The organism is Pseudomonas sp. LBUM1648, from assembly GCF_059716145.1.
Genome location: NZ_CP166808.1, coordinates 4,502,311 through 4,520,701, shown reverse-complemented (window position 1 = coordinate 4,520,701; position 18,391 = coordinate 4,502,311). Strand labels below are relative to the sequence as shown.

Below are 18,391 nucleotides of genomic sequence, written 5' to 3'. Positions count from 1 at the left end.
ACTTGCAGGCTCGGTTCAGCGCAGAAAATCCAGCGCTTCGGCGAGCAATAGTTCGGGGATTTCTTCGGCGATGTAATGGCCGGCAGGCAAGGGTTGGCCGCTAACGTTGGCGGCGACCTGCTGCCATTCCTTGAGCGGATCGAAGCAGCGCCCGACCGTGCCTTCGGCACCCCACAAAACCCGCAGCGGCAGATTCAAATGGCGCCGCGCAACGATGTCGGCGCGATCATGTTCCAGATCGATGCCGGCGCTGGCGCGGTAGTCCTCGCAGATACCGCGAGCGCTGCCCGGCTGCTGCAAGCAGCGCAGGTATTCGCCGAACGCTTCGTCGGTAAATGGCTTGAGTCCGGCACTGCGACTGCCCATCACGCTGCGCAGGTAAGACTCGGGATCGGCCTCGATCAGGGTTTCCGGCAGCGGCGCCGGGCGAATCAAGAAGAACCAGTGCCAGTAGGCGCGGGCGAAGGCTTCGTTGGTTTGTGCATACATCGACAGGGTCGGGGCGATGTCCAGCAGCATCATGCGTTGCACGGCGGCGGGGTGGTCGAGCGCCAGGCGATGTGCGACCCGGGCGCCACGGTCGTGGGCAAGGACCGAGAACTGCTCGAAGCCCAGCGCCTGCATCAGTTCGATGTTGTCCCGGGCCATTTCGCGTTTTGAGTAGTTGTGGTGCAACTCGTCGGCGGCCGGGCGCCCGCTATCGCCATAACCGCGCAGGTCGGCGGCGACCACGGTGAAGTGCTCGGCCAGTTGTTCGGCAATCTTGTGCCAGATCACATGGGTCTGCGGGTGACCGTGCAACAGCAACAGGCCCGGGCCGCTACCGCCGAGACGATAGGCAATGTCGACGCCGTTGACGTGACGCTGGTTTTTGAGGAATCCGGCAAACATCGGGCTGATCCTTGTTCAGGGTTTTATAGATGCATCCTGAAATTGTCCGGGGGTTGGGGCAAGGGGCAAAGCGTGAGGGGCGGGTTCATGAAGTGTGTTGTCAGTGATGGCCTCATCGCGGGCAAGCTCGCTCCCACAGAGATCTGAGGGGTGACAGCTATTTATGCCACCCCGCGAAACACTGTGGGAGCGAGCCTGCTCGCGAAGAGGCCAGTGATAACACTCCAAAGCTCAACCTTGTTGAAACATCTCCATCGCCCGCTGCTTGATCTGCTCTTCAGTCAGATCTTCCTTGTGCGTGGCCAGAAACCACAGATGCCCATACGGATCCTTCAACGTCCCGCTGCGATCACCGTAAAACTGATCCTTGACCTCGGACACCACCGTCGCACCGGCATCCAGCGCCCGTTGGAATGATTTATCGACATCGGTCACGTATAGATGCAAACCGACTGATACAGCTTTGTCGGGATTGCTCAATGGCCCCTGATCGCACGGCGAGCCGAGCATGATTGCGCTGTCGCCAATACGCAGCTCCGCGTGGCCGATGCCGCCGTCGGGCATGGCCAGACGCATGACTTCGGTGGCACCGAAGGCTTTCTTATAGAAATCGATGGCCTCAGCAGCCTTTTGGATGCCGAGATACGGGGTAATGCTGTGATACCCCTCCGGGATAGGTTTGACGCTCATGACGTTCTCCCTGATTGTTGTTCTACGAGGTGTAGCTTCACCGGATTACCGGAAAAACCACTATAGGGCTGTCTTCGCGGCCAGGATTTTCGCCCGACGAGCAGCACCCATCATCAGTCCTGGATAAAGTGTGGCCCCGGCCCCTGTTCGCCCAACACGTCACCCTGATTGCGCAACGGGCAGGCTTCCATCGACAAACAGCCACAACCGATGCAGCCCGTGAGCCGGTCGCGCAGCAGTGTCAATTGATTGATCCGCTCATCCAGCTCCCGACGCCACTGCTCAGACAGAATCTTCCAGTCCGCTGCCGTCGGTGCTCGATCATCCGGAAGATTTTTCAGTGCCTCACCGATCTCTGCCAGAGGAATCCCCAGACGCTGCGCAACTTTGATCAACGCCACCCGGCGCAGCACGGTTCGTGGATAACGGCGTTGATTGCCGGCATTGCGCTGGCTCTTGATCAAGCCTTTGGTTTCATAAAAATGCAGCGCGGTGACCGCAACGCCGCTGCGCGCCGCGACCTCGCCGACGGTTAGCTGCTTGTGCACAGTCTCTTTGGTGATCATTTGAAGAGAGCTCTTGACCTTGACTTAACTAGAGGTTTTACCCTGCGCTTCGTCGAGTCGCAAGATTCGCCTTACAGCCAAGTGGGGACTTTTCATGCAAACATCAGCGAAAAACCGCAGCTTCACACAATTGATCGAATTCGAGATCGAGCCACGGCAGCAACCGGCGCTGGTCTCGGCGCTGTCGGTGCAGACCGAGCGTCTGGCCCAGCGCTACGGAGGTTTCGTCAGCGCGAGTGTGCAAGCCAGCGACGATGGCCGGCGGGTATTGAGCTTTCTGCAATGGCAGAGCCGCGAGGCGGGGGAGGCCGCATTCAGCAGTTTCGAAAGCGGCGAGCAGGATTTCTGGCAGTTGATCCGCACCCATCAGGCGAAAACCGTGACTTTCAACTCGTTTCAGGTATTGAGCAGCATCGCCCGCAGTCACGACGATGCACTGCACTGCAATCTGGTGAGTTAGATGGACAACTGGATCAGCTGCTTAGAACGTTTATCGATTTTTATAGATATCTAAGAGATAGGGGCAGTCATTGCTGATTCACTGATAGCCACTATTGAAAGCGTTGATTTCTGCGCGAGCGTACCGGGGCGTAGCCTTTCTCCATCGACCCCCACCGCTCGCCAGGACGCTCCCATGAATCGTTTACTGACTGTTTCTCTGCTGCTCGCTGTCTCCGTACTTGCCGGTTGTGCCTCTCACAACTCTCCAGAGCTGCGCCCCTACACCGAAGAAGAATCTCGGGAGTTGGCGATGGAAGCGCTGAACCGCAGTGGTTTGTCCTTTGACGAATACCACGCTAAGAAAGCTCAGTTGCTCGGCCAGTCGCAGTTCGACAAGAAGGCTGAAATGAGCGCGGAACGTGCCGTACAGCTGCACGGTCGGCCAAGCTGAAAACGAACTGTACTGCTAGAAGTTTTACCCAACTGTCCGTGGGTTTACCGGCCTGCGTGGGATAGGGTCTACACCTGAATGACCCTGACGGATTTGCCCACGATGACCCTCTCGCTTGATCTATTGTTGGGCTTTGCCCTGTTTGCTCTTGTCACCTCGATAACGCCGGGGCCAAACAACACCATGTTGTTGGCATCGGGCGTGAACTTCGGCTTTAACCGCACCATCCCGCACATGCTGGGCATTACCTGTGGCTTTTTTGTCCTGGTGGTGGCGGTGGGGTTTGGCCTGGGCGCGGTGTTCCAGACCTATCCGATTCTTTATACGATTCTGCGTTATGTCGGCGCGGCGTATCTGTTGTATCTGGCGTGGAAGATTGCTCATTCGGGACCGGTCGGTGACAACGTTCAAGGCGAAGCCAAACCGATCAGCTACCTCGGCGCAGCAGCGTTCCAGTGGGTCAATCCCAAAGCGTGGATCATGGCCATCGGTGCCATCAGCACGTACACGCCGATGCAGGGTTACTTCACCAATGTGCTGGTGATCGCTGCGGTGTTCGCCATCATCAATCTGCCGAGCGTCGGCGTCTGGGCGGCGTGCGGCACGCTCCTGCGCAATGTGCTGAAGGACCCGCGCTGGTTGCGCGTGTTCAACTGGGGCATGGCGGCGTTGCTGGTGGTTTCCCTGTACCCGTTACTTCTCGAAAGCTTTAGCTGACGCATTGCTTCAACCGCCGGCCCGATGCCTGTTAAGCTCGGCTTCAGGAGCGTTCCTACGCACTTTTAAATGAAGTTGTTCTTCTTTAACGGCATCCGATCAGGTATTGATGACGCTCTCGAACCGACGCGCAGCTCACAAGGCTGCGCTGTGCCGTTTGCAGATACGAGCCTCCTGATCCCGGAACACGCTCTGCGAGTCTTTTATGAACACACGTCCGTTGTATTTCGATTACGCCGCCACTACTCCGGTGGACGAGCGGGTCATCCAGGTGATGATCGAATGTCTGGGGCTTCACGGTAATTTCGGCAACCCGGCTTCCAGCTCCCATGCTTTTGGCCAGCAGGCCCGGCAAACGGTTGAGCAGGCCCGCCGACAAGTCGCCGAACTGGTCGGCGCGCAAGCCGAACAGATCGTCTGGACTTCCGGTGCTACCGAGTCCAATAACCTTGCTCTCAAAGGTGTAGCCCAAGCGCGCGGCGTGTCCGGCGGGCACATCATTACCAGCCAGATCGAACACAAAGCCATCCTCGATACCGCCCGTCAATTGCAGGACGCTGGCGTTGCCGTGACTTATCTGGTGCCGGACGCCGACGGCCTGATTACCCCGCAAGCGGTCAGCGAAGCGATGCGTGATGACACCTTTCTGGTGTCGCTGATGCTGGTTAACAACGAACTCGGCACCGTCAACGACATCCCTGCCATCGGTGAAGTCGTTCGCGGTCGCGAGGCGTTGTTCCATGTCGATGCGGCTCAGGGCGCGGGCAAAGTGGCAATCGATCTGACGCAATGGCCGGTTGATCTGATGTCGTTCTCGGCGCATAAACTCTACGGCCCCAAAGGCATCGGTGCGCTGTACGTCGGCCCGCGTGCGCAACAGCGCGTCCAAGCGCAGATACATGGTGGCGGGCATGAGAGCGGGTTGCGCTCCGGAACACTTGCGACGCATCAGATCGCCGCGATGGGTGCGGCATTCGCCTTGGCCGCTGCCGTATTCGATGAAGAGAAAAACTCCCTCGTCGCTTTGCGTGAATGCTTGCTCGAACAACTTTTGAGCCTGCCGGGCGTGCGCCTCAACGGCAGTGCCACGCAACGCATTCCGCATACCTTGAGCCTGACCTTCAGCGAAGGCGAGTTCAATAGTGCGGCGCTTAGCCATTCAATCGCATTCTCCGCGACCTCGGCCTGCAATTCCGCGAGTAACGCGCCATCCCACGTGCTGTTGGCACTGGGGCATGACACAAGGCTGGCCGGGCGTACGATTCGCCTGAGTCTCGGCCGTTTCACCACCGCTGAAGATATCGACAAGGCTTTTGAACTGATCAAGACCGCCTGCACCAGTGCTCCGGCATTCTGGGCGACAGGGCTTTAAACGCGCCGACCTGATGGCGACGAACAATAACGATGAAGTGATTGGCAGGAGACATGATGAGTACCCAGACTTTGACCGAGGGATCGGTTCCCCAGCGCCTTGCGCACACCCGTGAACTGATGCGCCGCGAAGGCATTCATGCGCTGTTGGTGCCTTCCGCCGACCCGCATCTGTCGGAATATCTGCCGGGGTACTGGCAAGGCCGCCAGTGGCTGTCGGGTTTCCATGGTTCGGTCGGGACTTTGATTGTCACCCACGATTTCGCCGGCGTTTGGGCCGACAGTCGTTACTGGGAACAGGCGACCAAGGAACTCAATGGCAGCGGCATCGAGCTGGTCAAGCTGCAACCCGGTCAGCCAAGCCCGCTGGACTGGCTAGCCGAGCAGACACCTGAAGGTGGCGTGGTTGCGGTCGATGGCGCGGTGATGGCAGTGGCCTCTGCGCGCACACTGGGCAGTAAACTTGAAGCGCGCGGTGCCCGTCTGCGTACCGATATCGATCTGTTGACGGAAGTCTGGAGCGACCGGCCGACGCTGCCGAATGCACCGATCTATCAGCATCTGCCGCCACAAGCGACCGTCAGCCGTGGCGAGAAACTCGCCAAACTGCGTGAATCCTTGCAGGAGCGCGGCGCCGATTGGCACTTCATCGCCACCCTCGACGATATCGCGTGGCTGTTCAACCTGCGTGGCGGCGATGTGTCGTTCAACCCGGTGTTTGTTTCCTTCGCCTTGATCAATCAGCAGCAGGCCACCTTGTTTGTCGCGCTGAGCAAGATCGATGTGCAGTTGCGCGCAGTACTGGAACACGATGGCGTGACGCTGCGTGATTACAGCGAAGTGTCCGACGCCTTGCGCGCCGTGCCGAGTGGCGCGAGCCTGTTGGTGGATCCGGCGCGCGTCACCAGCGGTCTGCTGGATAACCTCGACAGCGGTGTGAAATTGGTCGAAGGCTTGAACCCGACGACACTGGCCAAGTCGCAAAAAAGTGAAGCCGACGCCGCGCACATCCGTAAAGCGATGGAGCAGGACGGCGCAGCGCTGTGCGAATTCTTCGCCTGGCTGGAGTCGGCCTGGGGCCGCGAGCGCATTACCGAACTGACCATCGACGAGAAGCTCACCGCTGCCCGTGAACGTCGTCCGGATTACGTTTCCCTGAGTTTCAACACTATCGCGGCATTCAACGCCAATGGCGCGATGCCGCACTATCACGCCACTGAAGAAGAACACGCAGTGATCGAAGGCGACGGCCTGTTGCTGATCGATTCCGGCGGTCAGTATCTCGGCGGCACAACCGACATCACGCGGATGGTGCCGGTCGGTACGCCAACCGAAGAGCAGAAGCGCGATTGCACGCGCGTGTTGAAAGGCGTGATTGCGCTGTCGCGGGCACAGTTTCCGAAAGGCATTCTATCGCCGTTGCTGGATGCCATCGCTCGCGCGCCGATCTGGGCTGAAAGCGTCGACTACGGTCACGGCACCGGTCACGGCGTCGGTTATTTCCTCAATGTTCACGAAGGCCCACAGGTCATTGCCTATCAGGCAGTGCCGGCGCCGCAAACTGCGATGCAACCGGGCATGATCACTTCCATCGAGCCTGGTACTTATCGTCCTGGCCGTTGGGGCGTGCGTATCGAGAACCTGGCGATGAACCAAGTGGCGGAGAGTAGCGAGTTCGGCGAGTTTCTCAAGTTTGAAACCTTGACCCTGTGCCCTATTGACACGCGCTGCCTGGTGCCAGCGTTGCTGACTCAGGACGAGAAACAGTGGTTCAACGCTTATCACGCGCAGGTGCGTGAACGGTTGAGTCCGTTGCTCGACGGTGCTGCGCTGGAATGGCTGAACACGCGTACTGCGGCCATTTGATGGGTTGGCACTCAGGCGCTGAAGTCCGCGCTTGAGTGCCGGGATCAATCTAGGTCAAGGCTTCTTCGACGAAGTCCAGGCGATCCTGCCCGAAGAACATCTGGTTGCCGACAAACATTGTTGGGGCACCGAAAACGCCACGTTTAACCGCGGTTTCGGTGTTCACCTTCAGTGCAGCCTTCACGGTTTCATCGTTGGTCAACGCCAGGACTTCATCGGGATCGAACCCATGTTCGATCAATACGCCAGCAACGATTACCGGGTCGTTGAGGTTTGCGCCTTCCACCCACAACGCAGCGAACAGACAATCGATAAACGCCTCAAAGCGTTCCGGCTGGCGTAGCTGTATGCCAGTGACGGCGCGCATCAACAGCAGCGTGTTGATCGGGAAGTGCGGGTTGAACTTGAGGGACACGCCATAGCGTTTGGCGTAACGATCCAGATCCTGAAACATATAGCGACCCTTGGCCGGAATCATTGCCGGCGATGCATTGCCGGTCGCCTTGAATACACCACCGAGCAACATCGGAATGTATGTCAGCTCGCTATTGGTATCAGCGCAGATCTTTGGCAGCTGGGTGTAGGCCAGATACGTCGCAGGGCTGCCTAGGTCAAAATAGAATTCCACGGTTTTCGTCATTGTCGCTGCTCTCTATTTATTGTTTTGGGCGGTGGGTTCACCAGCGTTCGTTCCAGGGACGCAGATCCAGCTCAAAGGTCCACGCATCACGTGGCTGACTGTGCAAATACCAATAGTTTTCGGCGATGTGTTCGGGGTTAAGAATACCGTCCTGATCCTTGGTGGCGTATTTCTCAGGGAAGCTGTTGCGGATGAAGTCGGTATCTATGGCTCCATCGACTACCACATGGGCGACGTGGATGTTCATAGGGCCAAGTTCCCGCGCCATGCTTTGCGCCAGTGCGCGAATGCCGTGTTTAGCTCCGGCGAACGCGGCGAAACCTGACGCACCGCGAAGTCCGGCAGTGGCACCGGTGAACAGAATCGTACCGCGCTGACGGGTGACCATGCGTTTGGCTACTTCACGGGCATTGAGGAAACCGGAGAAACAGGCCATTTCCCAGATCTTGAAATACTTGCGCGCGGTTTCTTCGAGGATGCTGCAGGGCACGTTGGCGCCGATGTTGAATACAAAGGCTTCGATTGGACCGAGGCGGGTTTCGATGTCTTCAATCAGAGCGATTACGTCTTCTTCTTTGCGCGCATCGCAGGCAAAACCATGAGCTTCGCCGCCCTCAGCCTCAATGGCCTCCACCAGCGGCTGCAATTTGTCGGCGCTGCGCCGTGTAACACAGGCGATGAATCCTTCCTTGGCAAAGCGCTTGGCAATGGCTCCGCCGGTTGCATCGCCTGCACCGACAACCAATACGACCTTCTTGTTATTCATGGGTAGACCCCTTTAGTAAACGATCGTTAAGTGAACGAACGTTATGCTAGGATCCGATTAACGTCAAGGCGGTCAATTCGAGGGCAAACACATGCGTTACTCCGCCAGTCACAAGCTGGAAACCCGAGAGAAATTATTGCAGAGCAGTGCGCTGTCGGCGAAGCGATCCGGGTTTTCCACGGTCGGTGTCGATGGTTTGATGAAGGCTATTGGCCTGAGTGGCGCGGCGTTTTACAGCCACTTTTCGTCGAAAGATGCGCTGTTTATTGCCATCGTCGAGAGAGAGTTGGGGCAAAGCATGGAGCGATTGGGTGGGCAAAGCGAGCCGGATCGCGAGCGGCTGCAACGCTGCCTCAGACATTATTTGAGCATGGCTCATGTTGAACAACCCGAATCTGGCTGTGCTTTGCCTGCGTTAGGCGCGGAAATCGCTCGTTCGGATATTCAGGTACGCGAGCAGGCAGAGCTGTGGATCTGCCGGCTCCAGGAGAGTTGGGCGCGGATACTTGAGAGTGACAGTCTGGCATGGTCGGTTCTGTCGCAGTGCGTGGGAGCACTGGTGGTGGCGCGTATGTTGGCCAGCCCGGACATTCAGAGAACAGTGCTGAAGTCCAGCCATGACGAGATTTGTCGCCAGATCACCAGGCAGCCCTGACCTATTTACAGATGACTATCATGCTGCGGCTGGTATAGCCCGCAGGATTGAGGCCGAATGGATAGTCGCCAGGCTCCTCCACGGAATCCCCCGATTTGGCGATAACTTTGTAGCCTTTCGGAGCGCAGGAGCTGGCTGCGCTGTTATAGCACTGGTCCCAGGAGGACGAGAGCCCCGAGCAGTTGATGTGCAGCCCTTTTTTGCCGTGCTTTACCTGGGTTTTCGAGGTCGCCGCGCAACCCGCGATTGCGAGTACGGCGATCAATATCAAAATTCGTTTCATTCCCGTCCTTATAGCGGCCACGAGTCTGGCGCTCGGGTCTGCCTGTATTCGCCTGCGCTCAAAGCGTTTTGAAATCCCTGTACGAAAAAATCCATGTCTGGCATTGGGTTACGAGCCTAAACATGGCCTATATGAACGCCAATTGCCAGACCTTCGTTAAATCCTGTTTCAATCTGCCGCGATGGCAGGCTTGGCGGCACTGCCCATGGTCATGGTCGCGCCGACGGAAGCCAGAATAATGCACAGGATCGCCATCCATTGTGACAGCGTGAGGTATTCCTGCAGAAACAGCAGGCCCGACAATGCTCCGAACGCGGGTTCGATGCTCATCAAAGTACCGAAAGTGCGCGCGGGCATGCGGGTGAGCGCGACCATTTCCAGTGTGTAGGGGAGGGCAGTGGACAGGATCGCGACGCCAATCGCGATTGGAATCAGTGATGGCGTCAGTAGCGCAGCGCCAGCATGCACGATGCCTATGGGGGCTACAAACAATGCCGCAATCATCACGCCTAACGCTGCGGTCGTGACGCCGTTGTCAGCGCCGGCCTTCTGGCCGAACAGAATGTAAAGTGCCCAGCAGACTCCGGCACCCAGGGCGTAACTTGCACCGATCAAATCGATTCCGGCAGTGGTTGCTCCCGTCGGTATCAACAGCATGAGTCCGGCGGCGGCCAGGCCGATCCATAGAAAGTCGATGGCGCGACGGGATGCATATATAGCTACAGCGAGCGGGCCAGTGAATTCGAGAGCAACTGCTATGCCCAGCGGCACTGTGCGCAATGACATATAGAAGAGGAAGTTCATGCCGCCCAGCGCCATGCCGTAGACAATCACTGTGCGCAACGACTTGGATGTCAGCTTCGCGCGCCACGGACGCAGCAGTAACAACATGATCACGCTGGCGAAGATCAGACGCAGAGTGGTAGTTCCTTGAGCGCCCACTACGGGGAACATGCTTTTGGCCAGGGATGCACCGGACTGGATCGATGCCATGGCTATTAATAGCAGGCCAACCGGGAACAGCATGGAGGCAAGAGAGCGTGGTTGGTCATTCATTGCGCGGCATCGTCCGAAATAAGAGCAGAGTATTGTTTTGGCTATTGGGCAATATACTGCGCAATCTCGCCTATGCCGTCTATATATAAGCTGGGTTTTCAGCTGTTTCGATGAAAAGTAAAATTAACGGTTGACGGCAGATTCTGGAAGTCTATAATTCGCCCCACTTCCGGCGCAGTCGAAACGGAAAACTCCTTGAGATTCAATGAGTTATACGGTTTTTGATAGCGGGTTGCTTCAGTTCATCGAAGCCTGGAAGGAGTTGAAAGAGCGGTGATGTTTGGCTCTTTTAACGGTTCGATCTTCTCGGTCGAAAGCGGAGAAAAAGAGGTGTTGACAACAGCGACTAACGCTGTAGAATTCGCCTCCCGCTAACGAGAGATCGGAAGCGCAAGTGGTTGAAGTTGTTGAAGAATTCTTCGAAAACTTCTGAAAATAATCACTTGACAGCAAATGAGGCTGCTGTAGAATGCGCGCCTCGGTTGAGACGAAAGATCTTAACCAACCGCTCTTTAACAACTGAATCAAGCAATTCGTGTGGGTGCTTGTGGAGTCAGACTGATAGTCAACAAGATTATCAGCATCACAAGTTACTCCGCGAGAAATCAAAGATGTAACCAACGATTGCTGAGCCAAGTTTAGGGTTTCTTAAAAACCCAAAGATGTTTGAACTGAAGAGTTTGATCATGGCTCAGATTGAACGCTGGCGGCAGGCCTAACACATGCAAGTCGAGCGGATGAGAGGAGCTTGCTCCTGGGTTCAGCGGCGGACGGGTGAGTAATGCCTAGGAATCTGCCTGGTAGTGGGGGACAACGTTTCGAAAGGAACGCTAATACCGCATACGTCCTACGGGAGAAAGCAGGGGACCTTCGGGCCTTGCGCTATCAGATGAGCCTAGGTCGGATTAGCTAGTTGGTGAGGTAATGGCTCACCAAGGCGACGATCCGTAACTGGTCTGAGAGGATGATCAGTCACACTGGAACTGAGACACGGTCCAGACTCCTACGGGAGGCAGCAGTGGGGAATATTGGACAATGGGCGAAAGCCTGATCCAGCCATGCCGCGTGTGTGAAGAAGGTCTTCGGATTGTAAAGCACTTTAAGTTGGGAGGAAGGGCATTAACCTAATACGTTAGTGTTTTGACGTTACCGACAGAATAAGCACCGGCTAACTCTGTGCCAGCAGCCGCGGTAATACAGAGGGTGCAAGCGTTAATCGGAATTACTGGGCGTAAAGCGCGCGTAGGTGGTTTGTTAAGTTGGATGTGAAATCCCCGGGCTCAACCTGGGAACTGCATTCAAAACTGACAAGCTAGAGTATGGTAGAGGGTGGTGGAATTTCCTGTGTAGCGGTGAAATGCGTAGATATAGGAAGGAACACCAGTGGCGAAGGCGACCACCTGGACTGATACTGACACTGAGGTGCGAAAGCGTGGGGAGCAAACAGGATTAGATACCCTGGTAGTCCACGCCGTAAACGATGTCAACTAGCCGTTGGGAGCCTTGAGCTCTTAGTGGCGCAGCTAACGCATTAAGTTGACCGCCTGGGGAGTACGGCCGCAAGGTTAAAACTCAAATGAATTGACGGGGGCCCGCACAAGCGGTGGAGCATGTGGTTTAATTCGAAGCAACGCGAAGAACCTTACCAGGCCTTGACATCCAATGAACTTTCCAGAGATGGATTGGTGCCTTCGGGAACATTGAGACAGGTGCTGCATGGCTGTCGTCAGCTCGTGTCGTGAGATGTTGGGTTAAGTCCCGTAACGAGCGCAACCCTTGTCCTTAGTTACCAGCACGTAATGGTGGGCACTCTAAGGAGACTGCCGGTGACAAACCGGAGGAAGGTGGGGATGACGTCAAGTCATCATGGCCCTTACGGCCTGGGCTACACACGTGCTACAATGGTCGGTACAAAGGGTTGCCAAGCCGCGAGGTGGAGCTAATCCCATAAAACCGATCGTAGTCCGGATCGCAGTCTGCAACTCGACTGCGTGAAGTCGGAATCGCTAGTAATCGCGAATCAGAATGTCGCGGTGAATACGTTCCCGGGCCTTGTACACACCGCCCGTCACACCATGGGAGTGGGTTGCACCAGAAGTAGCTAGTCTAACCTTCGGGAGGACGGTTACCACGGTGTGATTCATGACTGGGGTGAAGTCGTAACAAGGTAGCCGTAGGGGAACCTGCGGCTGGATCACCTCCTTAATCGACGACATCAGCTGCTCCATAAGTTCCCACACGAATTGCTTGATTCATTGAAGAAGACGATAAGAAGCAGCCCGAAATTGGGTCTGTAGCTCAGTTGGTTAGAGCGCACCCCTGATAAGGGTGAGGTCGGCAGTTCGAATCTGCCCAGACCCACCAATTTTGTGTGGGAAACGCCTGTAGAGAATACGGGGCCATAGCTCAGCTGGGAGAGCGCCTGCCTTGCACGCAGGAGGTCAGCGGTTCGATCCCGCTTGGCTCCACCACTACTGCTTCTGAAGTTTTGAAAGCTTAGAAATGAGCATTCCATCAGTATGATGATGAATGTTGATTTCTAGTCTTTGATTAGATCGTTCTTTAAAAATTTGGGTATGTGATAGAAAGATAGACTGAACGTTACTTTCACTGGTAACGGATCAGGCTAAGGTAAAATTTGTGAGTTACTCTGAATTGAGTATTATCGAATTTTCGGCGAATGTCGTCTTCACAGTATAACCAGATTGCTTGGGGTTATATGGTCAAGTGAAGAAGCGCATACGGTGGATGCCTTGGCAGTCAGAGGCGATGAAAGACGTGGTAGCCTGCGAAAAGCTTCGGGGAGTCGGCAAACAGACTTTGATCCGGAGATGTCTGAATGGGGGAACCCAGCCATCATAAGATGGTTATCTTGTACTGAATACATAGGTGCAAGAGGCGAACCAGGGGAACTGAAACATCTAAGTACCCTGAGGAAAAGAAATCAACCGAGATTCCCTTAGTAGTGGCGAGCGAACGGGGACTAGCCCTTAAGTGGCTTTGAGATTAGCGGAACGCTCTGGAAAGTGCGGCCATAGTGGGTGATAGCCCTGTACGCGAAAATCTCTTAGTCATGAAATCGAGTAGGACGGAGCACGAGAAACTTTGTCTGAATATGGGGGGACCATCCTCCAAGGCTAAATACTACTGACTGACCGATAGTGAACTAGTACCGTGAGGGAAAGGCGAAAAGAACCCCGGAGAGGGGAGTGAAATAGATCCTGAAACCGTATGCGTACAAGCAGTGGGAGCCCACTTTGTTGGGTGACTGCGTACCTTTTGTATAATGGGTCAGCGACTTATTTTCAGTGGCGAGCTTAACCGAATAGGGGAGGCGTAGCGAAAGCGAGTCTTAATAGGGCGTCTAGTCGCTGGGAATAGACCCGAAACCGGGCGATCTATCCATGGGCAGGTTGAAGGTTGGGTAACACTAACTGGAGGACCGAACCGACTACCGTTGAAAAGTTAGCGGATGACCTGTGGATCGGAGTGAAAGGCTAATCAAGCTCGGAGATAGCTGGTTCTCCTCGAAAGCTATTTAGGTAGCGCCTCATGTATCACTGTAGGGGGTAGAGCACTGTTTCGGCTAGGGGGTCATCCCGACTTACCAAACCGATGCAAACTCCGAATACCTACAAGTGCCGAGCATGGGAGACACACGGCGGGTGCTAACGTCCGTCGTGAAAAGGGAAACAACCCAGACCGTCAGCTAAGGTCCCAAAGTTATGGTTAAGTGGGAAACGATGTGGGAAGGCTTAGACAGCTAGGAGGTTGGCTTAGAAGCAGCCACCCTTTAAAGAAAGCGTAATAGCTCACTAGTCGAGTCGGCCTGCGCGGAAGATGTAACGGGGCTCAAACCATACACCGAAGCTACGGGTATCATCTTAGGATGATGCGGTAGAGGAGCGTTCTGTAAGCCTGTGAAGGTGAGTTGAGAAGCTTGCTGGAGGTATCAGAAGTGCGAATGCTGACATGAGTAACGACAATGGGTGTGAAAAACACCCACGCCGAAAGACCAAGGTTTCCTGCGCAACGTTAATCGACGCAGGGTTAGTCGGTCCCTAAGGCGAGGCTGAAAAGCGTAGTCGATGGAAAACAGGTTAATATTCCTGTACTTCTGGTTATTGCGATGGAGGGACGGAGAAGGCTAGGCCAGCTTGGCGTTGGTTGTCCAAGTTTAAGGTGGTAGGCTGGAATCTTAGGTAAATCCGGGATTCTAAGGCCGAGAGCTGATGACGAGTCATCTTTTAGATGACGAAGTGGTTGATGCCATGCTTCCAAGAAAAGCTTCTAAGCTTCAGGTAACCAGGAACCGTACCCCAAACCGACACAGGTGGTTGGGTAGAGAATACCAAGGCGCTTGAGAGAACTCGGGTGAAGGAACTAGGCAAAATGGCACCGTAACTTCGGGAGAAGGTGCGCCGGTGAGGGTGAAGGACTTGCTCCGTAAGCTCATGCCGGTCGAAGATACCAGGCCGCTGCGACTGTTTATTAAAAACACAGCACTCTGCAAACACGAAAGTGGACGTATAGGGTGTGACGCCTGCCCGGTGCCGGAAGGTTAATTGATGGGGTTAGCTAACGCGAAGCTCTTGATCGAAGCCCCGGTAAACGGCGGCCGTAACTATAACGGTCCTAAGGTAGCGAAATTCCTTGTCGGGTAAGTTCCGACCTGCACGAATGGCGTAACGATGGCGGCGCTGTCTCCACCCGAGACTCAGTGAAATTGAAATCGCTGTGAAGATGCAGTGTATCCGCGGCTAGACGGAAAGACCCCGTGAACCTTTACTATAGCTTTGCACTGGACTTTGAATTTGCTTGTGTAGGATAGGTGGGAGGCTTTGAAGCGTGGACGCCAGTTCGCGTGGAGCCAACCTTGAAATACCACCCTGGCAACTTTGAGGTTCTAACTCAGGTCCGTTATCCGGATCGAGGACAGTGTATGGTGGGTAGTTTGACTGGGGCGGTCTCCTCCTAAAGAGTAACGGAGGAGTACGAAGGTGCGCTCAGACCGGTCGGAAATCGGTCGTAGAGTATAAAGGCAAAAGCGCGCTTGACTGCGAGACAGACACGTCGAGCAGGTACGAAAGTAGGTCTTAGTGATCCGGTGGTTCTGTATGGAAGGGCCATCGCTCAACGGATAAAAGGTACTCCGGGGATAACAGGCTGATACCGCCCAAGAGTTCATATCGACGGCGGTGTTTGGCACCTCGATGTCGGCTCATCACATCCTGGGGCTGAAGCCGGTCCCAAGGGTATGGCTGTTCGCCATTTAAAGTGGTACGCGAGCTGGGTTTAGAACGTCGTGAGACAGTTCGGTCCCTATCTGCCGTGGACGTTTGAGATTTGAGAGGGGCTGCTCCTAGTACGAGAGGACCGGAGTGGACGAACCTCTGGTGTTCCGGTTGTCACGCCAGTGGCATTGCCGGGTAGCTATGTTCGGGAAAGATAACCGCTGAAAGCATCTAAGCGGGAAACTTGCCTCAAGATGAGATCTCACTGGAACCTTGAGTTCCCTGAAGGGCCGTCGAAGACTACGACGTTGATAGGTTGGGTGTGTAAGCGCTGTGAGGCGTTGAGCTAACCAATACTAATTGCCCGTGAGGCTTGACCATATAACACCCAAGCAATTTGCGTCGAAAGGCCAGATTGCGGTGTGTGAAGACGAAACGAACCGAAAGTTCGATGTTCACAAAACACCGACAGCTGTCACATACCCAATTTGCTGAAGCGAGGCCAACCGGTCACGACTCAGTACCCGAATTTCTTGACGACCATAGAGCGTTGGAACCACCTGATCCCATCCCGAACTCAGCAGTGAAACGATGCATCGCCGATGGTAGTGTGGGGTTTCCCCATGTGAGAGTAGGTCATCGTCAAGATTAAATTCCGAGACCCCAATTGCGAAAGCAATTGGGGTTTTGTTTTGTCCGCAGGAAAGTTTTTTGCTCGCGTCAGCCACATCAAACCATCGCAACAGCTACCGCTGGGAAAATCGTTCTGAAGTGACCGGGTAGTTTTGGTATGGTGCAGCTCGTTTTTTCACGGACTGATGTCATGCCCACGGATCGGCACTCATTTATGTCAAAGAGTTGCTGTAGAAATGCCTGAGCCAATCCCGATCAAAGATCACGAAAAAGAGACGCGTCTGGTCAACACGCGATTGATCGCCTGCGCCTTGTTCGTCTTCGCTGTCAGCTGTGCCCTCGTCGTTCGCATGTACATTCTGCAAGTTGTGGAATTCGACTATCACTCGACCATCTCTGAAAACAACCGGGTGCACGTCTTGCCAATCCCGCCGACACGCGGGCTGATCTACGACCGCAATGGCGTGCTGCTGGCCGACAATCGTCCCAGTTACAACCTGACCATCACTCGTGAACGCGCGACTGATGTGAATCAGGAGCTGGATGAGGTTATAAATCTTCTGCATCTGCCTGCAGAAGATCGCACCGTGTTCGGCAAGGCTATGAAGCAGTCTCGGCATCCATTCACGCCAGTGACGCTGTTTTACGAACTGACCGAAGAGCAGATTGCCGTGTTAGCGGTCAATGAATTCCGTTTGCCTGGCCTTGATGTCGAAGCGCAGTTCGTCCGTGATTACCCTCTTGGTGCGCACTTCGCCCATTCAATAGGCTACGTCGGCCGGATCAACGAGAAAGAATCCAAGACCCTCGACTCGGTTGAATACCGTGGCACCCAGTCCATCGGCAAAACCGGTATCGAACGCTTCTACGAAGCACAACTGCACGGTCACGTCGGTTACGAGGAAGTTGAAACCAACGCGCAAGGCAGAGTACTGCGCGTGCTCAAGCACACCGACCCGGTGCCAGGCAAAAACATCGTCCTGAGTCTCGACGTCAAACTGCAGGAAGCAGCCGAGGCCGCGCTGGGTGATCGTCGTGGTTCAGTTGTGGCGCTTGATCCGTCCACAGGGGAAGTGCTGGCCATGGTCAGCAATCCGAGTTTTGACCCGAACCTGTTCGTCACCGGCATCAGCTCCAAGGAGTATTCGGCGCTGCGTGACTCCATCGACCGACCGCTCTTCAATCGCGTGCTGCGTGGCTTGTACGCGCCGGGCTCGACTATCAAACCGGAAGTGGCGATCGCCGGCCTAGACGCCGGCGTGGTCACGCCGCAGAGCCGCGTGTTCGATCCGGGCTATTACCAACTCCCGGACTTCGATCACAAGTACCGTAACTGGAACCACAGCGGCGACGGCTGGGTAGATATGGACGCCGCGATCATGCGTTCCAACGACACCTACTTCTACGACCTTGCGCACAAACTGGGCATTGATCGCCTGCACGACTACATGGCCATGTTCGGTCTCGGTGAGAAAGTCTCGCTGGATATGTTTGAAGAATCTCCCGGACTGATGCCGTCCCAAGCCTGGAAGCGTGCCACAAGGCGACAGGCTTGGTTCCCCGGCGAAACAGTCATCCTTGGCATCGGTCAGGGTTATATGCAGGTGACGCCGCTGCAACTGGCTCAAGCCACCGCACTGATTGCCAATAAAGGTGTGTGGAACCGTCCGCATCTGGCCAAGACCGTCGATGGCGTAGCACCTGTGGACGAGCACCCGATGCCGAACATCCTGCTCAAGGATCCGCGCGACTGGGAGCAGGTCAACCATGGCATGCAGATGGTGATGCACGATGCGCGCGGCATTGCCCGGGCGGCAGCAGCGGGTGCGCAATACCGTATAGCCGGCAAGAGCGGCACGGCGCAGGTGGTGGCGATAAAGCAAGGCGAGCGCTACAACCGCGAGAAGACGCTGGAGCGCCACCGCGACAACGCCTTGTTCGTCGGTTTCGCTCCAGCTGAGCATCCGAAGATCGCGATTTCGGTGATGATCGAAAACGGTGAGGCGGGTGGTCGTGTCGCAGGTCCCGTGGTGAGGCAGATCATGGACGCCTGGTTACTCGATCAGGATGGCCATCTCAAGCCGCAATACGCGGCGCCGAGCAAGGCGCCGGGTGATCCGCACGTTTAGTC

The 18,391-nt window shown here is 55.6% G+C and carries 14 protein-coding genes, 2 tRNA genes and 3 rRNA genes; 12 read left to right on the top strand and 7 right to left on the bottom strand.

Annotated elements, in window-relative coordinates; all coding sequences use genetic code 11:
- Positions 1–15: 15 nt before the first annotated feature.
- From ACA043_RS20440 to soxR, 3 genes are all read right to left on the bottom strand, one after another.
- On the bottom strand, positions 16–891 hold the full coding sequence (locus tag ACA043_RS20440; protein ID WP_497657814.1) for an alpha/beta fold hydrolase: 876 nt from the start codon (positions 889–891) through the stop codon (positions 16–18).
- A 231-nt stretch (positions 892–1,122) separates the two neighbouring features.
- A complete protein-coding gene (locus ACA043_RS20435) occupies positions 1,123–1,581 on the bottom strand; it encodes a VOC family protein (RefSeq protein ID WP_187679514.1) in 459 nt (152 codons plus the stop codon).
- 113 nt (positions 1,582–1,694) lie between these two features.
- On the bottom strand, positions 1,695–2,147 hold the full coding sequence (gene soxR / locus ACA043_RS20430; protein WP_497657813.1) for a redox-sensitive transcriptional activator SoxR: 453 nt from the start codon (positions 2,145–2,147) through the stop codon (positions 1,695–1,697).
- A gap of 94 nt (positions 2,148–2,241) precedes the next feature.
- On the opposite strand from soxR, the gene ACA043_RS20425 reads away from it, so the two are divergent.
- From ACA043_RS20425 to ACA043_RS20405, 5 genes are all read left to right on the top strand, one after another.
- The gene (locus tag ACA043_RS20425; protein WP_497657812.1) at positions 2,242–2,607 is read left to right on the top strand and encodes an antibiotic biosynthesis monooxygenase; all 366 of its coding nucleotides are present in this window, start codon (positions 2,242–2,244) and stop codon (positions 2,605–2,607) included.
- A 174-nt stretch (positions 2,608–2,781) separates the two neighbouring features.
- Complete coding sequence (locus ACA043_RS20420) at positions 2,782–3,039, top strand: outer membrane protein assembly factor BamD (RefSeq protein ID WP_187679511.1); 258 nt, start codon at positions 2,782–2,784, stop codon at positions 3,037–3,039.
- Positions 3,040–3,141: 102 nt separating this feature from the next.
- Positions 3,142–3,756 (top strand): LysE family translocator, encoded by a 615-nt coding sequence (locus tag ACA043_RS20415; protein ID WP_187679510.1) that lies wholly within the window; start codon positions 3,142–3,144, stop codon positions 3,754–3,756.
- Between the two features lie 205 nt (positions 3,757–3,961).
- Positions 3,962–5,128 (top strand): aminotransferase class V-fold PLP-dependent enzyme, encoded by a 1,167-nt coding sequence (locus tag ACA043_RS20410; protein ID WP_497657811.1) that lies wholly within the window; start codon positions 3,962–3,964, stop codon positions 5,126–5,128.
- Between the two features lie 56 nt (positions 5,129–5,184).
- Positions 5,185–6,993 carry an aminopeptidase P family protein gene (locus ACA043_RS20405; protein ID WP_497657810.1) on the top strand — a complete coding sequence of 603 codons (1,809 nt, stop codon included), beginning with the start codon at positions 5,185–5,187 and terminating at the stop codon, positions 6,991–6,993.
- A gap of 49 nt (positions 6,994–7,042) precedes the next feature.
- Here the strand turns inward: ACA043_RS20405 and ACA043_RS20400 are convergent, their stop codons facing one another.
- Both ACA043_RS20400 and ACA043_RS20395 read right to left on the bottom strand, forming a co-directional pair.
- Positions 7,043–7,633 (bottom strand): 2-hydroxychromene-2-carboxylate isomerase, encoded by a 591-nt coding sequence (locus ACA043_RS20400; protein ID WP_187679507.1) that lies wholly within the window; start codon positions 7,631–7,633, stop codon positions 7,043–7,045.
- A 37-nt stretch (positions 7,634–7,670) separates the two neighbouring features.
- The gene (locus ACA043_RS20395) at positions 7,671–8,399 is read right to left on the bottom strand and encodes an SDR family oxidoreductase (protein WP_187679506.1); all 729 of its coding nucleotides are present in this window, start codon (positions 8,397–8,399) and stop codon (positions 7,671–7,673) included.
- 91 nt (positions 8,400–8,490) lie between these two features.
- On the opposite strand from ACA043_RS20395, the gene ACA043_RS20390 reads away from it, so the two are divergent.
- Positions 8,491–9,054 (top strand): TetR/AcrR family transcriptional regulator, encoded by a 564-nt coding sequence (locus tag ACA043_RS20390; protein WP_187679505.1) that lies wholly within the window; start codon positions 8,491–8,493, stop codon positions 9,052–9,054.
- Position 9,055: 1 nt separating this feature from the next.
- Here ACA043_RS20390 and ACA043_RS20385 read toward each other — a convergent pair whose 3' ends face one another.
- Complete coding sequence (locus ACA043_RS20385) at positions 9,056–9,337, bottom strand: hypothetical protein (RefSeq protein WP_187679504.1); 282 nt, start codon at positions 9,335–9,337, stop codon at positions 9,056–9,058.
- A gap of 168 nt (positions 9,338–9,505) precedes the next feature.
- On the bottom strand, positions 9,506–10,393 hold the full coding sequence (rhtA, locus tag ACA043_RS20380) for a threonine/homoserine exporter RhtA (protein ID WP_187679503.1): 888 nt from the start codon (positions 10,391–10,393) through the stop codon (positions 9,506–9,508).
- A 668-nt stretch (positions 10,394–11,061) separates the two neighbouring features.
- On the opposite strand from rhtA, the gene ACA043_RS20375 reads away from it, so the two are divergent.
- The 6 genes from ACA043_RS20375 (at position 11,062) to mrdA (ending at position 18,389) form a co-directional block, all read left to right on the top strand.
- Positions 11,062–12,598, top strand: a 16S ribosomal RNA gene (locus tag ACA043_RS20375).
- Between the two features lie 82 nt (positions 12,599–12,680).
- Positions 12,681–12,757: transfer RNA gene (locus ACA043_RS20370), tRNA-Ile, on the top strand.
- Between the two features lie 31 nt (positions 12,758–12,788).
- Positions 12,789–12,864 (top strand) — tRNA-Ala (locus ACA043_RS20365).
- Positions 12,865–13,114: 250 nt separating this feature from the next.
- Positions 13,115–16,008, top strand: a 23S ribosomal RNA gene (locus ACA043_RS20360).
- A 151-nt stretch (positions 16,009–16,159) separates the two neighbouring features.
- Positions 16,160–16,275, top strand: a 5S ribosomal RNA gene (gene rrf / locus ACA043_RS20355).
- Together the 16S, 23S and 5S rRNA genes with 2 tRNA genes alongside form the textbook arrangement of a ribosomal RNA operon.
- Before the next feature lie 221 nt (positions 16,276–16,496).
- Entirely contained in the window at positions 16,497–18,389 is a 1,893-nt protein-coding gene (gene mrdA, locus ACA043_RS20350; RefSeq protein ID WP_497657809.1) for a penicillin-binding protein 2, read from the top strand.
- The last annotated feature ends 2 nt before the right edge of the window (positions 18,390–18,391 follow it).

Bases quoted from the DNA above. Each gene is read 5' to 3' on its own strand.
- ACA043_RS20440 (WP_497657814.1), bottom strand. From the start codon at position 891: ATGTTTGCCGGATTCCTCAAAAACCAGCGTCACGTCAACGGCGTCGAC.
- ACA043_RS20435 (WP_187679514.1), bottom strand. From the start codon at position 1,581: ATGAGCGTCAAACCTATCCCGGAGGGGTATCACAGCATTACCCCGTAT.
- soxR (WP_497657813.1), bottom strand. From the start codon at position 2,147: ATGATCACCAAAGAGACTGTGCACAAGCAGCTAACCGTCGGCGAGGTC.
- ACA043_RS20425 (WP_497657812.1), top strand. From the start codon at position 2,242: ATGCAAACATCAGCGAAAAACCGCAGCTTCACACAATTGATCGAATTC.
- ACA043_RS20420 (WP_187679511.1), top strand. From the start codon at position 2,782: ATGAATCGTTTACTGACTGTTTCTCTGCTGCTCGCTGTCTCCGTACTT.
- ACA043_RS20415 (WP_187679510.1), top strand. From the start codon at position 3,142: ATGACCCTCTCGCTTGATCTATTGTTGGGCTTTGCCCTGTTTGCTCTT.
- ACA043_RS20410 (WP_497657811.1), top strand. From the start codon at position 3,962: ATGAACACACGTCCGTTGTATTTCGATTACGCCGCCACTACTCCGGTG.
- ACA043_RS20405 (WP_497657810.1), top strand. From the start codon at position 5,185: ATGAGTACCCAGACTTTGACCGAGGGATCGGTTCCCCAGCGCCTTGCG.
- ACA043_RS20400 (WP_187679507.1), bottom strand. From the start codon at position 7,633: ATGACGAAAACCGTGGAATTCTATTTTGACCTAGGCAGCCCTGCGACG.
- ACA043_RS20395 (WP_187679506.1), bottom strand. From the start codon at position 8,399: ATGAATAACAAGAAGGTCGTATTGGTTGTCGGTGCAGGCGATGCAACC.
- ACA043_RS20390 (WP_187679505.1), top strand. From the start codon at position 8,491: ATGCGTTACTCCGCCAGTCACAAGCTGGAAACCCGAGAGAAATTATTG.
- ACA043_RS20385 (WP_187679504.1), bottom strand. From the start codon at position 9,337: ATGAAACGAATTTTGATATTGATCGCCGTACTCGCAATCGCGGGTTGC.
- rhtA (WP_187679503.1), bottom strand. From the start codon at position 10,393: ATGAATGACCAACCACGCTCTCTTGCCTCCATGCTGTTCCCGGTTGGC.
- mrdA (WP_497657809.1), top strand. From the start codon at position 16,497: ATGCCTGAGCCAATCCCGATCAAAGATCACGAAAAAGAGACGCGTCTG.